Here is a 16,845-nt window from a genome sequence, read left to right as displayed (position 1 = left end):
CTAATATCCAATTTCATAGATTTAACTACCACTGTAGGCGCTAGAGTGGCTATTTTTGTGTATATATTTCAAAAACGATGACTGAAAAGATTAAAATCTGCTTATCCATCGATCCCTACTTTTTTCATAGATTACTTTCCACTACCAAACTTGTTTTAACCAAGACGTCTATTCTATCAACGGTCTCTTTTGTCATTACCCAGTTTAAAGCCTCTACATTCATAACAACTTCTTCAACATTTGCGTGTGTTGCAATAATAGATGTCACTTCTTCTTTAGCAACAAGATAGTTGATTGCAATTTCAGCTAGCGGCTTGTCACTTAGTTCAGGCATCTCTTTAATCTGTTCGATCACTTGTAAATGTTTCATACGCATGTCGCCATGAAGCTTTGGATTATGGTTTCTAACATCATTTTCACCAAATACAGTCTGATCTGTGATCTTTCCTGTTAGAAGGCCTTGCATCAAAGGACTGTAGGGTAAAAATGCCATGCCTTCCTTTTTCACTTCCGGGAATATTTCATCTGCGACTCTATATTGCAAGGGAATGTTATGATAAGAACTTGCATTTGCTTCTAACATATTATAGAGTCCTTGATAAGATACAATCCCAACTTCTTTATCGATGGTCTTTAAATCTTCTAAAGAGAAGTTGCTAAGACCTATATATTTGGCCTTACCTGAAGCTTTGATGATCTTTAAAGCTTCAATTGTCTCGCTTAAAGGCACGTCTTTGTCTGTTGGCCAGTGAACTTGTAGTAAATCCACATAAGTCATTTGTAGACGTTCTAAGGAATCATCAATTTCCTTTAGTAGGTTTTCTTTTGTCACATCGTTATAACCTTCATAGTTTTCATTCCATGGAATGCCTGCTTTAGTAGCAATAAAAACCTTGTCTCTTTTACCTTTAACAGCTTTACCTAATACTTCTTCTGCATGGCCACAGCCATAAATAGGCGCCACATCAAAGAAGTTAATACCCAGTTCAATGGCCTTTTGAATGGCTTTGATTTGACCCTCATCATCGTGGCCATCCCAACTACCTTTACCTGATGCCCCCCAGCAGCCAAAACCTATAACAGAAAAATCCCAATCCATTTTACTTACTCTTTTATATTTCATATCTACCTCCTGTGGTACCGGTACCACATCCTTTTAAAGAAATGACCACTAATCGGCCATATTTATCCTTTTTTCAGAACCTCTTGTAACAATCTGAGCTTCTAATATTATCTTCTCTATTTCAACCTGACCATCCTTTATTAAGCTTAAAAGTAGTTGAATGGCCTTCTGGCCTAAGACCCCTGGATTTCGTTGTACCACGGTTAAGTTAAGACCCAAAAGTGACAAGAGTTCAATGTCATCAAATCCTACAACTGCAAGGTCTTCTGGCATCGTCAATGACTTTTCTTGTAAGGCCTTTAGAAGCCCCATCGACGTTAAGTTATTTGGAGAAAATACTGCTGTAATATCTGTTTTCAGTATTTCAAGACTTCTCTTGTAACCCATTTCTATTGAAAAATTGCCTTCATAAATCAAAGATTCATCATAAAGGCCTGCTTCCTTCATGGCTTTTTCATAACCTAAAAGACGCTGTTTACCAATTAAGAGACCTTGATCGCCGCTTATGGTTGCGATTTTTTTATGACCTTGATCTATGAGTAGCTTGGTTGCATCGTAAGCGCCTTTTACATTGTCTGTAAAAACACCAGGCCATGATACATGTTCAACGTCTCTATCTAATAAAACAATGGGTACATCAAAAGCCTTTAGGCCTTTAATAAACTCTTCATCTACCTGACCATTTATCAAGCCACCCGTAGCAGGTGTGACAATGAGTCCGCAGATATTATGGCCCCTAAGGGTTTCAAAAGCCCTTAATTCCTTATCTCTATTGTTATCTGTGTCACAGTATAAGATACTCATCTGCTCTTGGTCAGCAATCTTTGAGATGCCCTTAAAAATCTGTCCAAAGAAGGGATTGTTAACTTCAGGTACAATCAATCCTATGACATTGCTTCTTCTTAAAGAAAGATTTCTTGCTGTTGATGAAGGGATATAATTTAACTCCTCTATCTTGGCTGTTATCTTATCTGCAACCTCCTTAGACACATAACCTGACTTATTTAAAAACCTCGAAACAGTCGTTTTAGATACCCCACAAGCCGTGGCAATATCCCTTATGGTTGGTTTCATATCTACCTCCTATGTAACCGGTACCATATATTATAGTACCATTTGATAAATAAGTCAAAAAAATAGTCACTATCTCTAGTGACTATTCATTATTATCTTTTATAGCTGGCCATCATACGAGCAAGACCACCGCCATTTTCTGAGTTTTTATAACCATTTTGTCTTAAGAAGCGTTGTGCATAAGCAGATCTAGCGCCTGTTGCACAATAAAGAATGATTTTACGGTCTTTATCACCTAATTCTGAAATTCTGTAACCCAGTTCATCTAAAGGAATATTTACAGCACCTGGATAAGCTCCATAAGAGAATTCATCTTCTGTACGAACATCAATGACAATTGGACCAGAAGTAATGGTCTCTTTAACAACTTCTTTCTTTACTGGATCTTTACTTTCTTTTTCACCAAGTACTTTTGATTCTGGTTTTTCTAATTTAAGAACAAAGTTTTTAGGTTGAATAGATCTTACATAATTCGATAAACTGATGAATCCACCAGACACATTGATGACATTTTTAAAACCTGCACCTACAAGTGTACGAAGTGCCTGATGACCTTTTTTGCCAGTCTTGTCATATACCAATATAACTTGATCTTTATCCAGCCTGTTCATGTTAGCTGGTAACATTTCAAGTGGTATATTGACCGCTCCTTCTATATGGGCTTTATCATAGGAAAAGACATCTCTCACATCTATCCACATGACCTTTTTGTCGTCCAGGTAAACATCTAACTCACCTACTGTAAGTGTTGGAGAGAAGCCAGACATTCTATTTTCTGATACATATGCTGCCATATTGATGGCGTCATTGGCATTGCCAAGTGGTGGAGAATATGCAAAGTCCATGTCTGCTAAGTCAGATACTGTTAGTTTTGCCCCAACAGCCGTTGCAAGCACATCTAGTCTCCTATCTGCACCATCGTAACCAGCTGTTTGTCCACCTAAGATGGTACCTGTATCTTTATCATAGACAACTTGTACTGCCACCAGTTCAGCACCAGGATAATAAGATGTATGATTTTCCTTATGAATAACAATCGCATCAGCATCTAAACCGGCATTTCTAGCAGCTTTTAAAGAAAGGCCTGTTATACCTGCAATGGCTTCAAACACTTTTACAATTGATGTACCTATTGATCCCTTGTATTCGTGTCTTTTCCCCATTGCATTTTCAGCAGCAATTCTTCCCTGGCGGTTGGCTGGTCCTGCAAGCGGAATACGTACTTTCTTATCTAGAACCCTATGCTCTAGTTCAATCATATCACCAGCTGCATAAATCTTGTCATCACTTGTTTTTAATGTAGCATCTACCAGTAAACCACCTGCTTCACCAAGTTCAAGACCTGCTTCCTTAGCAAGTGTTAAAGTTGGACGTACGCCAATTGACATAAGTACCATATCAGCCTCAATAAGTTGGCCATCATTAAGAAGCACTGACTGGTCCTTAATTTCTGTTACAGCCTTATCCGTAAACAAGTCAATACCGTATGCTAACATTTCTTCTTGTATAAAGCCTGCAAACTCAGGCTCCATAATAGACATAACATGCGGCATCATTTCTACAACAGATACCTTCATGCCTCTTTTGGCAAGCGCTTCTGTCATTTCAAGTCCAATAAATCCTCCACCTACAACAACAGCAGTTTTTGGCTTTTGATCCGTGATATAAGCATTAATAGCATCCATGTCGTCTAGTGTCCATAGTTTAAAAACATGGTCTTTATCAGCACCTGGAAGGGGTGGTGTAATGGGTCTGCCACCTTGGGCCAAGATCAGCTTAGTATAGTCAAACTTTTTCTCTTCACCTGTTTTTGAGTTTACAGCATAAACCACTTGATTCTGTCTATCTATCTTTATTGCTCTTGTATGAATATGTACATCTGTATTGTACTGGTCATTAAATGACTCTGGACTTTGAAGTATAAGTTTTGAACGGCTTTTGATATCACCACCGATAAAATATGGTAAACCACAGTTGGCAAATGAAATATCTGCACCTGCTTCTAAAATTGTAATTTCTGCTTCAGCTGAAAGACGTCTTGCCTTAGCTGCTGCTGTAGCACCTGCTGCTACCCCACCAATAATAAGGATTTTTTCCATTTTACTCTCCTCTAAATCTATTCTTTGTGAATTTCCAAACAAGTATTTACACACCCCCCCTATACAGGGGGGTTGTTTTGATTTTATTACCTAATACCTAAAATGTCAACCACAATAAGAAAATTAAATGTATCATAGGTAAAACTGATAGGTAGATTTACTTTTTGTATACAGTCCCCATGATTCTGTTACGGCCATTTTCTTTTGCCTCATACAAACAACGATCACATGCCTCAATAAGAAGGCTTGAATCAAAACCCTCTTCTACATCAAAGGGTTCATTTAAAGTAACAAAACCCACACTGACTGTTAATACATCAGAAACTAGAGAGGATTTATGTGGAATTTCTAAAGACTCAATACTTGCTCTTATTTTTTCTGCAACAAGCTCCGCACCTAAGTAATCTGTATGCGGTAAAATCAAGGCAAGTTCTTCTCCCCCATATCTTGCAACAACATCATCGGTTCTTGTAACGAGCTGGTTTAAACAGGCTCCAACGCCTCTTAAAGCATCATCACCAGATACATGACCATAGGTATCATTAAAGTTTTTAAAGTAATCAATATCAATTAAAATAAGTGACAAAGGCGAATCGGTTCTGCCTTGTCTTTTCATCTCACTTTTTATTTTTTGATCGAAGTATCCCCTATTATAAAGACCGGTCAGTGCGTCTTTATGAGCAAGTTGTGATAAGGTTATCAGAGCCATTTCCAAATCACTGGCAGATTTGTCAACCAATCTATGAAGGACACGCATGGTTCTAAATTGTCGTCTTTCTGTAAACTTATAGGAAGGCAACTTCTGTTCTTCTACAGGTTCATCTGTTTTTTTACCCTCTCTTAAACCAAGAACCGTTGTGGTTTGTCCGAGCCTATGGTATTCATCTACACCTTCATCAAAAAACTCACCATAGGCAAAGAAACCAGCAGAGTTAGACAGATCAGCCATAGGACTGAGTTCAACGATAATATCCTCGCCAAGTACATTTCTTCTTATGGCACAGGAATACATAAAGTTGGTCTGTATCTCCTCGTCAAGTAGCTCATTGTATATCTTATTGGCGCTTAAAGCCAGTAGACCTACATGACAGAATGAAAACTTGACCTGCTCGCCTACATGAAGATGATGGGTCATCTCAAAGGTCCCATCATCGTAAATTCTTGATGGATGAATCAGCATCTGCTTGCCGCCTCTTTCTAAGACTAGCGGAAACTCTGCAGATGACATAGGAAGACCAGCCACGATTTCCTCACCTAAATAGGTCTTAAAGACTTCAGCTGGCGTCATGCCGTCTAACAGTTTTAAATGATAGTCCTGGGCGTCCTGAACCACAAGCTTTTTACCAATGGGGATCCAGCTTAAGTTGTACTTGTTTATGACTGAAAGGTCCTTACCATAAAGTCCAGCTATAGCAATACCAAAATGTGAAGACTTTGATTCTGTAAACGTTGAGCTGAGTTTAGTGGAATCAAAATTATAAACACCAGCCACACCACCTGAGAATATAGAATCAGGCAAGTGCTTCTTAAGCCTAGTGATAAAAGGCAAAACATTGACATAAGTATAGTTAGGAGTAACGCCATATGAAAACATGATGATGGCTTTTAAATCATCTGCTGAAAGTGCCTTTGCGGCATAATCTGCTTGCTCTTCTAAGTCGCTAATAGACCGAGTGATACCATCAATAAAAAGCGTTTTAACCTTGGTCTCTTCAAATTTAGTAAAACTTATAACAGTCGTCTTGTCATAGGCTTTTCCCTCAAATATCTCTCCAGCTGTGGAAGAGCCAATGATGTTTGTATTAGGAAACACTTCAAGCACCTCAGATTTAATCGATTCAATAGCTTCTAGATCATTGAGATAAGTAAAAATCTGAATCAAAACATTTTCATCGTCATAAGGTCCTACATCATTTCTTAGTTTGATTAAGTCTTCTTCTGTATGATAAAGCGTGTTGTAACTTTTAATCATTTCTACCTCCACATCGATTAATTTCCCATGGTAACTTCCTTTAACACATCAATGACCTTTTCATCAAATTGTGTACCGCTGTGCCTTTCTAATTCTAAAAGTGCATCTAAATGACTCAGTGGTGTCTTCCTGTAAGACCTTGCACTGGTCATAGCATCGTAAGCATCTACAACAGATAGGATTTTTGATTCTAAATCTATTTGGTCACCTTTAAGACCATTTGGATAACCCTTGCCATCAATACGTTCGTGATGGTCTAGGATAAATTGTGCTGATTTTTCTAGATACGCAACATCTCTTATAATCTTATAGCCTGTTAGAGGATGTTCTTTAACAATTTCATATTCCTCTTCAGTCAGCCTACCTTCTTTATTTAAGATTCTATCTGGAATACCTACTTTTCCAGCATCATGTAAAAGGGCTGCAAACTCAAGATTTCTGAGTCTATTTTGTGTAAAACCATAATGTTTGCCAATGGCAATCGCTAACTCAGCGACCCTATCACAGTGACCCTTTGTATAATGGTCACTGGCTTCAATGGCATTGGATAAAACACGTATGGTTTGTAGCCAAGATGCTTCAAGTTGGTCCATGGTATCATGCAGGGTATCGTTCATAGCCGTAGTTTCTTCATAAAGGGCTTCTATCTCCATGTACTGACTTTTGATTTCTTGCTGGTTTTGCTCTAATGTTTGTTTCTGTTCATAAACACGGTGCAATAAATTGTTGATTCCACCAGCTAAAATGTCCACTTCTACAAGATCACTACTAGGCGCTTCAAAATCCTCGTAGCTTTCAGACAGGTCTATATTTTCTAGTCGACTGACAACCTCTTCTATAGGCTTTGATATTCTAAGAGAAAACCTAGATGCAAATAACCAAGTCATCATGACCGATACCAAAATCATAATCAAACTTAATATAATGAGATTACCTAGATTTTCATTCATATATGACTTGGGTACAAAAATTAAAGATAGCCAGCCGGTTTCTTGATTGCTTTCTGAATAAACCAAATAAGTCCGACCCTTGACATGAATTTCAAGAGGCAAATCGCTGTCTAAAGTAGAAATATCAAGCTCAACTTGCTGAATGATATTTGAGTCGTAAAAATCACTGATCATAACCTTACCTTGTTTAGAGGCTATTGCTGAAAAACTGCCCTCAGTAATCTGAATTGACTTGGCTAAATTAAAGACTCTTAGGAGGTCCACATCTAAGCCTGAAACGCCAATGATTTCATCATGATTATCTTTGACTACTTTGGAGTAAGTAAAAACGTAAAGATCTCTGTCGTTAATATCCGCTGTTAAATAGGGAGCAGACAAACAAACTTTGTCCTCATTATTAACAGCATCTAAATACCAAGGTCTGACACGGGGGTCATAATTCTCTGGCAACATTGTTACATGAGATGAAAACATACGCCCATCTTCTAGACCTAAGGCCATACTCGCACCGAACTTAAACAGTGAGTCATATTCATTAATGGATGTGTTTACATGGCTAACATCCACATGCCCCTGGTTATCAATGGCTTTTTTGACATCATTAATAAAGAGCTCTAATGAGGCAACATTGATTTCATGAAAATCAGTGATTCTCTGATTAATGACAGACAAGCCATTGTGAATGGTTTTCATTTGATCACGTTTGTTTGAACTATTTAAGCCATAAAATGCTCCAAAGACACTTAATAAAATCAAAATTAATATGGGGTATGTTAAAGTCGAGTGTAATTTTTTTCTTAGTAATTTCATCCATCCTCCAAATATAGTCCTTACTATTTTCTTATCTACCCAATTAAGATGTCATTATTTAAACTCAGGCATAAAAAATACCACTTGGCATCAAGTGGTATTAAATCGTTATTATCTTGTTCACTATAAAGTATGGATTCTCTCATGAACCAAATCAACTTCAACTTCTTGTTCATAATCAATATGATCAATGTTAAAGCCAAAAAGCTGGTAGAACTCTGTACGGTAACCTTCAATATCCGATAAGTCAGAAAGGGTTTCAGAATTGACCTGATCCCAAAGATTTTCAACAGTTTCTTGAACATCGTCTCTCATTTCCAAATCATCTATACGAATACGTCCTGACTCGTCTACTGGTGTGGTCTCTTCATACATAAAGTCATCAAACAAACGGTAACACTGTTCAATGCAATTTTCATGTATGTCCTTTTCCTTCATAATCTTATAGAGTAATGAAATGTAAAGTGGCACGACAGGAATTGCAGACGACGATTGAGTCACGAGGGCCTTGTTAACAGATACAAAAGCTTGTCCTGAAAGGTCCTTTAAATCATCTGTAATGATCCCAGCAGATGCTTCTAAGTGGTCTTTGGCACGTCCGATGGTACCTTGTCTATAAACAGCATGAGTCAGTTCCGGGCCAATGTATGAATAGGCAACGGTCTTAACACCTTCAGCTAATACATCCGCTTCTTTAAGGGCCTTCATCCATAGCTGCCAATCTTCGCCACCCATGACTGTAACGGTATCTTTGATCTCTTCTTCTACAGCTGGTTCAATGGTGATTTCAGAAATATCCCCTGTATGAAAATCAACAGTCTTGTTGGAATATGCCCCACCAATAGGCTTTAAAACAGAGCTTGATAAAACGCCTGTTTTAGGATGCATTCTTTTCGGTGATGCCAAACTGTAAACAACCATATCAATTTTGCCTAAGTCTTGTCTGATGACTTGAATCACTTTTTCTTTCATTTCATCAGAAAAAGCGTCACCGTTTAAAGATCTAGAATAAAGACCAGCTTTTAATGCTTCATTTTCAAAGGCTACAGAATTGTACCATCCTGCAGTGCCTGTTCTTTTGCCAGATGCTTGTCTTTCATAAAAGACACCTAAAGTATCAGCCCCTGCTCCAAAGGCCTGGACAATTCTTGATGCCAGGCCATAACCTGTCGAAGCACCAATCACCAATACTTTGTTCGAACCATCAATTGGCCCCTTTGACTTTACATAGTCTATTTGTTTAGATACATTGTCAGCACAGCCTACTGGATGTGCAGTTGTACAAATAAATCCTCTTGTCTTCTTTTTTACTATCACACTATTACCTCATTATAAAAGCTTAGTCTAAAATACTAAGCAAGATTTCATTCTTTTCATTGGAAAGGTTTTTATAAGCCTTACTGAGCATATCATTCAAATTAGATATATCACAGTTTGAAAGACCATCCATCAACTGACTTTCAACTTGATTCAGGACATTTTTAAACTTGTCACACAAGTCGTCTCCTAAGTCTGTTAAACAAAGTTTTTTTACCCGACTGTCTTTTTCATCTTGTAGTCTCTGAATTAAGTCATGACTTAAAAGAAACTTTACTGCCTTAGAAGCAGAACCCTTGTTAACATTTACAAACTTGGCCAGATCGTTTTGATTGATATGTGGATGTTTTTTAAGAACCATCAAATACCTAAAATAAGAGTAGTCGTACTTGGATAGAACATCTAAATCCATAGACTGAAGTACTCTTTTTGCCTCATCTTCAAATTCTTTGAGTATGGCTCCCATTAATCTAATAATCATTTTTCACTCCCATTAGTTTTATACGCAAACCATTATAACAGAGCATGGTTTCCCACGCAACCTTTTGGACAGATTATTTTTTCCTAAAATAAAAGCCTGAATAAACTTCTTACATAGTTTTTAATGTATACTATTATTGTAGATATTACTCCTTTCTACTTGAAAAGAGGTGAAACATGAAAAAGTTAGCTATATTCGTCTTACTCATTGTAGGACTAACAATTATCTATTTCTTGACTTCAGATCCATCTACCACAGATATTAATACCAGCCAACCTACTGCAATTATCACAGAGCCTGATACCTCTACAGTCAAAGAAGATACCTTATCCAACATTTCAAGTGATTATTTAGATACCTTAAATGACAATATCTTAAGTGGCGGTCCGCCTAAAGATGGGATACCACCAATTGATGAGCCTAGTTATGTCAAAACAAGTGAGGTTGATTATCTAGACGATTACGATAAAGTTTTTGTATATGAAAGCTTAAACACCACCTATATATACCCTCAAAGCATCTTGGTATGGCATGAAATCGTCAATGATACCATTGATGATCAGATGGTCTCCATTACCTATTGCCCTTTAACAGGATCAACCATCTGTTATCTACCAACTGCATCCTATCCTGACAACACCTATGGTACGTCTGGCAAACTACTTAACTCAAACTTAGTCATGTATGATAGACAAACTGACTCTTATATTCCACAGATACTGGGTGTTGGTATTACAGATGATTTAAAAGGCACTGTACTAGATACAAAACCCATTCACTGGACCACTTGGGCACGTGCAAAATCACTCTTTCCTCAGGCCAATGTGCTTTCTTTAGAAACCGGTTATTTTAGAGATTACAACAACGACCCATACGGCTCTTATGCACCCGATGATGACTCATCCTACTATCATTTTGGAACAGCAATGTTTCCTTTACTCAATCAAAGCACCTTATTATCTGATAAGAAAATAGTTGTTGGAGTTAAATATGGTGACCACACTGTAGCAGTCGATCCTTTAAAGGTCAGACAGGATAAAGTCCTTTATTTTGACATTGGTGATATAAAAGCTGTTGCCCTTTTTGATGAGGATTTAAAAGCAACAAGGGTCTATCAGGCGGGCGATCTAAACTTAGTAGCCTCAGAGAATGGCTATACAGATTCTAATGGCAATGAATACACCTTTAGAGGCGACAAGACATTACCACTTGAACCACTTACCTACTTTGATGTAATGTGGTTTGCATGGTATGCCTACTATCCAGAAACAGAGGTTATACAATGAAAACAATGAAAAAAACACTTAAGGACAAGAAAATACTCTTTCTCGGCCTCTTGATTTTTATTATTTACTTTCTTTTATATTATTGGTCGATTGGCTACTTGAACTTTGGTGCAAATGGCAGTCATGTCAGGTTTTCATCTAACTGGGTCAACCTTGTATTTAAAAGATCTTCCACTTTTTTGTTTGAACCTGTCGGTTCTTTTCAAAACTTTGGGATCCATGTACTGGTTTCACCCATGAACATCTTATTAGGTTTACTGCTTTCTCTACTGGTATTTTTTAATGTTATGGCAGCCTTTTATATTTACAAACTCCCTAAGCAGTGCAGACTTGACCATAAATACACTGGCCTTATTGGTATACTACCCAGCTTTTTAACAGGATTTGCATGTTGTGCACCAACATTTCTAATACCACTTGCATCCATCATAGGATCATCTACAGCATTTTTAAGTTCTATTATGCAATGGTTTTTACCTTTAAGCGTATTATTATTAGTTTATGGTATTTATAAGAGCTACCGCCTAATCCAGTCATACTAATACTTTGACTCTGGTCATATTGTTCAGAAAAAATAGTTGTGCAATTTGAGTGCAACTATTTTATATTTCTATGTTGTTTTTTAAGATTTCTGGGTATAAATATATTACAAAATCGTAATAAATAAAGGAGGAGGTTATGAAAAAGACAAGAGTAGAACCCAAGACATATGATATAACCAACCATGTTTATTATGATCATGCCCTCTATGAGCATGACCATAAAGAAAATAGTAAGAAAGACTTACGGCCACTTGTTAAGTTCAACCTTAGAGAGAGAAAAAATAAGGTAACTGACAAGATGATGGAAAATGGCATTCTTTATAATTAGGACAAGTATGCAAATAGTTGGTTACTTATGACACACTCATTAGGGTGTGTTTTTTATTGATAATCATTATCATTTTATAAACATTACAATAATTTGATTGCCTCCTACCTATTATTGGGTATGATTAAATCAACGAAGGGAGTCAATTTTATGAAATATAATATTGTAGTAGGCGGTGCAGCCGGACAAGGCGTTAAGACACTTGCAAAACTTATAGGGAAAACATTAAAACATCATGGTTTTTATACCTTCACAAATACCATCTACATGTCTAGAATACGAGGTGGTCATAACTTCTTTCAGATTAGATTTTCTGATCAACCACTCTATTGTCATGAAAAGGAGGCAGATCTTCTAATAGCACTCAATGACGAAACTTATACGCTCCACAAGGATGATCTTAAAGCTGGTTCTTTCGCCCTTTTAGATGCTTCAAGTAAACTAGGCGAAGAAAACATCATAAAAATAAATGCCAAGTCATATGAAAAAGATGTCAATGTGAAAAAATCATCTACATATGTAACACTTGGCGCTATAGCCAAGCTTTTCAACTTAGATAAAAATATCTCAACAAGGGATTTAAACACTGATCAATCCAAGGCTTTTGGGGCAGGTTATGACGACCAAAAGGTCTTATACTCTACCCTACCTCCATCTAAAGATAAGAGCATTTCTATCAATGGTAATGAAGCGACTGCCCTTGGTGCCATAGCTGCAGGAATGGATTTCTTTTCAGCTTATCCAATGACACCAGCGACAAGTGTTATGACTTATCTATCTGACAAACAAGACCAGTGCGGTTATATAGTCGAACAAGCTGAAGATGAGATTGCTGCCATGAACATGGCAACAGGTGCTTCTTATGCAGGTGCAAGGACCTTTGTCGCTACATCAGGTGGTGGCTTTGCCTTAATGACAGAAGCATTAGGTATGTCAGCAATAGCAGAACTGCCAATTGTAGTCTTAAATGTACAAAGACCCGGACCTGCAACAGGCATGCCAACTAAGACGAGTCAGTCTGACCTTAGCTTTATACTTCATTCATCGCCGGATGAATATCCAAGAATGATCATTTCACTTACAGATGCTAGTAATGCTTTTTATCAAACATTTAGAGCCTTTAACATAGCTGATAAGTATCAAATGCCTGTTATCTTGTTAAGTGACAGATACCTAGCAGATGCCAGAGTCACTATAAGTCCTTACGATCTAAATGGACTCGTGATAGATCGATCACTAGCAGACGAAAACATGACAAGCTTTAAACGTCATGAAATAACTGAATCAGGTATCTCACCAAGACTTCTACCAGGCAATCCAAATCATACTGTTTTTGCAGATAGTCATGAACACGATGAGTCAGTAAATATTGTTGAAGATGCAGATATGAGAGTTAAAATGCATGACAAACGATTGAGAAAACTAGAAACTTTAAAATCAGAACTTATAGATCCAGACTACTATGGCAATGAAGACGCCAAAACTGTTCTTGTTGGATGGGGTTCATCTTCAGGCTTGTTAAAAGAAGTCACACAAGACCTAGATCTAGGTGCCCTTGTATTTGGAGATATTTATCCACTTCCAAGTGAAAGAATATCTCAACTAAAGGCTAAAGGTGTCAAATTTATCTCTGTAGAACATAATGCGACAGGTCAATTTGCCAAATACCTACGTGGAGAAACTGGTATTACGATGGACCATCAACTCCTTAAATACGATGGTCGTCAGTTTGACATAAAAGAGCTGAAGTCAAAGGTTTTGGAGGTGATGTAAATGACAGATGTAAAACTTTTCAACGTAGCTAAAGAAATCACCTGGTGCCCAGGTTGTGGCGATTATATAATCTTAAAGGCCTTAAAACAAGCCTTCTCAGAGCTCGGATTAACACCGACTGATACTGTCGTGGTATCAGGTATAGGACAGGCTGCAAAAACACCCCACTATGTAAATACCAATGGCTTTAACGGTTTACATGGCCGTGGTCTTCCAGCTGCATGCGGTGTTCATGTAGCCAATCAAGATTTAAACTTATTTGTTGTTACAGGTGATGGCGATGCCTTTAGCGAAGGTGGTAATCACTTTATTCACAATATCAGAAGAAATCTAAATCTGGTTCATTTGGTATATGACAATCAAATTTATGGTCTTACAAAAGGTCAAGGATCACCAACAACCGCCATGGGACAAAAGACAACCAGTCAAACCCAAGGTGTTTATTCAGAAGCCTTAAATCCTATTGCCATGGCTCTATCGCTTAACTGCGGATTCGTTGCAAGAGGTTTTGCAGGCGATTCAGACCAACTTGTTAAACTCATAAAAGAAGCTTACCTCTATGATGGTTATGCCTTTATAGATATCTTGCAACCATGCGTTTCATTTAACAAGGTTAACACCTATCAGTGGTATAAAGAAAGAGTTTATACACTTGATGAAAAATACGATTTCACAAACAAAGACCTAGCTTTTAAAACAGGACAAGAATGGGGCGAAAAAATCCCTACAGGCATTATCTACAAGGAAGAGAAAGCTTCTTACTTTAAGAAGATACCTCATTTAGATAATGAAACGGTTCTTACAAACCGTTCTTGGAAAGTTAAAAACACACAAAACTTAATCGACGAGTTCAAATAAAAAAAAGGCTGCATCAAAAGCGATGCAGTCTTTCTTAATTGATTGTTAAACCACTTGTATTATCAAAGTTAATTTTCCATCCAAATTCATCATTTACCCACTTCCAGGTTAAAGGGAAATAAGTGATGTTGTTTAAAACTAAGATTGGATAGTCTTCTTTATCATTGTCTATCACTTTGCCATTAACCTCAACCTTAAAGGCTGGTTTGGTCGCTAGCATAGATGATGGATTAGTTGCAGGCTTTTCATATTCTTTTATCTTACCATTAGATTTGATTTGAGAAATTGAAAGCGTCTTAGTTGCATCTGACCATTTGGCATCTAATCCCAAGCCCTGCGTTGCATTAAATGTCATCGGGAAATAAGTAATATCGTTGTACACAAATAGTGGATACTCACTCTTTTGCGGATTCATCTTAGAACCTTTTAGAGCAACACCAAACTTAGGAATTGTAACTTTAAACTCACCTGCTGAGACGATAATAGGTTCTTCAACCACCTCAACAATCTCTTCCACTACTTCTTCTACAGGTGCAGCAAATGATTTAGTATAATTTAAGTCATTCTTTGAATCATAAACCTTCACAGTGAAGTTATCAATTTTAGATAAGTCACCTTTAAATGAATAAGGTAGTTCAGTATCTTTACCTAAAAGCTTATCGCCATCATAAAACTCAATCTTACTGATTTTATAATCAGGGATTTTTACTACAAAATATATTTCATCATAGTCAGAAAGTTGATCTTCTGTAATCTGCTTAAATGTTGTATCAACTGAATCATCCATAGAACCTAAGTAATAGTCTGATTTAATAAGAGATTTATAAGCTGTCTTCATCTTAGAATTTTCTGATATAGCATAGTTGTTCCACAGGTTACCTACATGATAATTAGGGTTTGCCTGGTTTAAAGAGAAATAGTTAACAGCTTTTACTCTTGGATATTTAATTGGCAACTGACTGTAAAACTTCTTTAAATTTTCTACACCCCAGTCTGTTAAATCCTTGCTATTAGGAATAGAATAATGTGTTACAGCAGTCTCAGAAATCATGATTGGCTTTCTGTCTGCATAAAGTTCATAGATATAATCTAAATGTGAAAGTGGATTTTGAAGGTGGTTATCACCATCATGAACATTACCACTGTCATAATAATCTACATAGAAGTTGACCCCAACCCAATCTACATACTTGTCACCTGGATAGTAATCTTCTATACGATTGCCATTTGACTCCACAGGTGTATCATTTGGTGTCCATACCATGGCAACATTAGGTGCATATTCTTCCATGATGTCATGCACCAATCTAAACTTTTCAATATAAGCTTCAGGTGAATCATACCATTTTACCCAGTCGCCATTCATTTCACCTGCAAACCTTAAAAAGATTGGCATATCTAACTGCTTAGCCTGTTTAGCCCAGTTAACAATCCACTTGTCTTCTTTTACTTCCTTTAAACCATTCATTGGATTGATGGCAATGTGGAAAGATGCATTTTCATCCTTCATTCTTTCTGCCAACATCACATCAATGTAATCAGAACCAATCATCTTACCCCAGTCTTGGTATAAAACGTATTGGGCATGAGGACCATATACTGATTCGGTCTTGTTAAACTTCTGACCAACAGCAGGATCATTTTCTGAATAGATACCAGTATAAATACCTGAAACAGGTTCATACATTTCTAAATCTTGCTTCTTATCAGCTTCAACTTCTACGTACATTTCAAAGAGTGTACGGATTTCCTCAGCACGAAGCATGTCTTCAGCCCCCCAAGAGTTGCCGACTTTGTTCCAATAATCATTTTCCATTTCATAGTACTTAACTGCCAAATCATATTGCTTTGTTTGGTCATAGTACTTACCAACCTTCTTAGCGAAAATTGCTATGTTGGTGTTGATGCCTTCATCTTCAGGTTGCGCCTGGTAGTAATCAATAATGTCTAACCATAAAGGTAAGGCTTTATCAAGTTCTCCTGCAGTTTCATATGTACCAGCTTCTTCTATGGCCTTCCAAACATTAAAAGAACCAGCAAAAACTGCATTACACATAAGCACCATAACAAAAGCCAGTGCTACAAATCTTCTTACATTTCTTATCATATTTACTCCTTTAATCAGCCTCTTACCTTTCATATGTTGCATGAAAAAATACATGGTGTCAAGTTATATAAAACAAAATAGCAAATTCTGTTCATTTATAAGATTATATAGGAAATTTAAACCTA

Annotated in this window: 13 protein-coding genes; 5 read left to right on the top strand and 8 right to left on the bottom strand. The window is 37.1% G+C overall.

Annotation, left to right across the window (positions count from 1 at the left end; all coding sequences use genetic code 11):
* Window positions 1–124 precede the first annotated feature (124 nt).
* The 7 genes from EZV73_RS21290 to EZV73_RS21260 all read right to left on the bottom strand — a co-directional run bounded on the left by EZV73_RS21290 (window position 125) and on the right by EZV73_RS21260 (window position 9,826).
* The gene (locus EZV73_RS21290; RefSeq protein ID WP_240842454.1) at window positions 125–1,123 is read right to left on the bottom strand and encodes an aldo/keto reductase; all 999 of its coding nucleotides are present in this window, start codon (window positions 1,121–1,123) and stop codon (window positions 125–127) included.
* A 48-nt stretch (window positions 1,124–1,171) separates the two neighbouring features.
* On the bottom strand, window positions 1,172–2,197 hold the full coding sequence (locus EZV73_RS21285) for a LacI family DNA-binding transcriptional regulator (RefSeq protein WP_240842453.1): 1,026 nt from the start codon (window positions 2,195–2,197) through the stop codon (window positions 1,172–1,174).
* Window positions 2,198–2,289: 92 nt separating this feature from the next.
* On the bottom strand, window positions 2,290–4,296 hold the full coding sequence (locus tag EZV73_RS21280) for an FAD-dependent oxidoreductase (RefSeq protein ID WP_240842452.1): 2,007 nt from the start codon (window positions 4,294–4,296) through the stop codon (window positions 2,290–2,292).
* Between the two features lie 157 nt (window positions 4,297–4,453).
* Window positions 4,454–6,268 carry a diguanylate cyclase gene (locus tag EZV73_RS21275; RefSeq protein WP_240842451.1) on the bottom strand — a complete coding sequence of 605 codons (1,815 nt, stop codon included), beginning with the start codon at window positions 6,266–6,268 and terminating at the stop codon, window positions 4,454–4,456.
* A 17-nt stretch (window positions 6,269–6,285) separates the two neighbouring features.
* Window positions 6,286–8,028, bottom strand: coding sequence for an HD domain-containing phosphohydrolase (locus tag EZV73_RS21270; RefSeq protein ID WP_240842450.1), 1,743 nt, complete (start codon window positions 8,026–8,028; stop codon window positions 6,286–6,288).
* Window positions 8,029–8,151: 123 nt separating this feature from the next.
* Entirely contained in the window at window positions 8,152–9,345 is a 1,194-nt protein-coding gene (gene fabV / locus EZV73_RS21265) for an enoyl-ACP reductase FabV (protein ID WP_240842449.1), read from the bottom strand.
* 22 nt (window positions 9,346–9,367) lie between these two features.
* Window positions 9,368–9,826 carry a MarR family winged helix-turn-helix transcriptional regulator gene (locus EZV73_RS21260; RefSeq protein ID WP_240842448.1) on the bottom strand — a complete coding sequence of 153 codons (459 nt, stop codon included), beginning with the start codon at window positions 9,824–9,826 and terminating at the stop codon, window positions 9,368–9,370.
* A 176-nt stretch (window positions 9,827–10,002) separates the two neighbouring features.
* Here EZV73_RS21260 and EZV73_RS21255 point away from each other — a divergent pair, with 176 nt between their 5' ends.
* The 5 genes from EZV73_RS21255 (at window position 10,003) to EZV73_RS21235 (ending at window position 14,613) form a co-directional block, all read left to right on the top strand.
* Complete coding sequence (locus EZV73_RS21255; RefSeq protein WP_240842447.1) at window positions 10,003–11,112, top strand: DUF3179 domain-containing protein; 1,110 nt, start codon at window positions 10,003–10,005, stop codon at window positions 11,110–11,112.
* Window positions 11,109–11,654, top strand: coding sequence for a hypothetical protein (locus tag EZV73_RS21250; RefSeq protein ID WP_240842446.1), 546 nt, complete (start codon window positions 11,109–11,111; stop codon window positions 11,652–11,654). Before EZV73_RS21255 ends, EZV73_RS21250 begins: the two co-directional genes overlap by 4 nt.
* A gap of 136 nt (window positions 11,655–11,790) precedes the next feature.
* Window positions 11,791–11,982 carry a hypothetical protein gene (locus tag EZV73_RS21245; RefSeq protein WP_240842445.1) on the top strand — a complete coding sequence of 64 codons (192 nt, stop codon included), beginning with the start codon at window positions 11,791–11,793 and terminating at the stop codon, window positions 11,980–11,982.
* Between the two features lie 150 nt (window positions 11,983–12,132).
* Window positions 12,133–13,755, top strand: coding sequence for a 2-oxoacid:acceptor oxidoreductase subunit alpha (locus EZV73_RS21240; protein ID WP_240842444.1), 1,623 nt, complete (start codon window positions 12,133–12,135; stop codon window positions 13,753–13,755).
* On the top strand, window positions 13,756–14,613 hold the full coding sequence (locus tag EZV73_RS21235) for a 2-oxoacid:ferredoxin oxidoreductase subunit beta (RefSeq protein WP_240842443.1): 858 nt from the start codon (window positions 13,756–13,758) through the stop codon (window positions 14,611–14,613).
* A gap of 34 nt (window positions 14,614–14,647) precedes the next feature.
* On the opposite strand, the gene EZV73_RS21230 is transcribed toward EZV73_RS21235, so the two are convergent.
* The gene (locus EZV73_RS21230) at window positions 14,648–16,720 is read right to left on the bottom strand and encodes a glycosyl hydrolase (protein WP_240842442.1); all 2,073 of its coding nucleotides are present in this window, start codon (window positions 16,718–16,720) and stop codon (window positions 14,648–14,650) included.
* Between the last annotated feature and the right edge of the window lie 125 nt (window positions 16,721–16,845).

Source organism: Acidaminobacter sp. JC074 (assembly GCF_022496765.1).
Lineage (GTDB): Bacteria > Bacillota > Clostridia > Peptostreptococcales > Acidaminobacteraceae > JABXKX01.
This window is presented reverse-complemented; position numbering and strand designations above follow the sequence as displayed.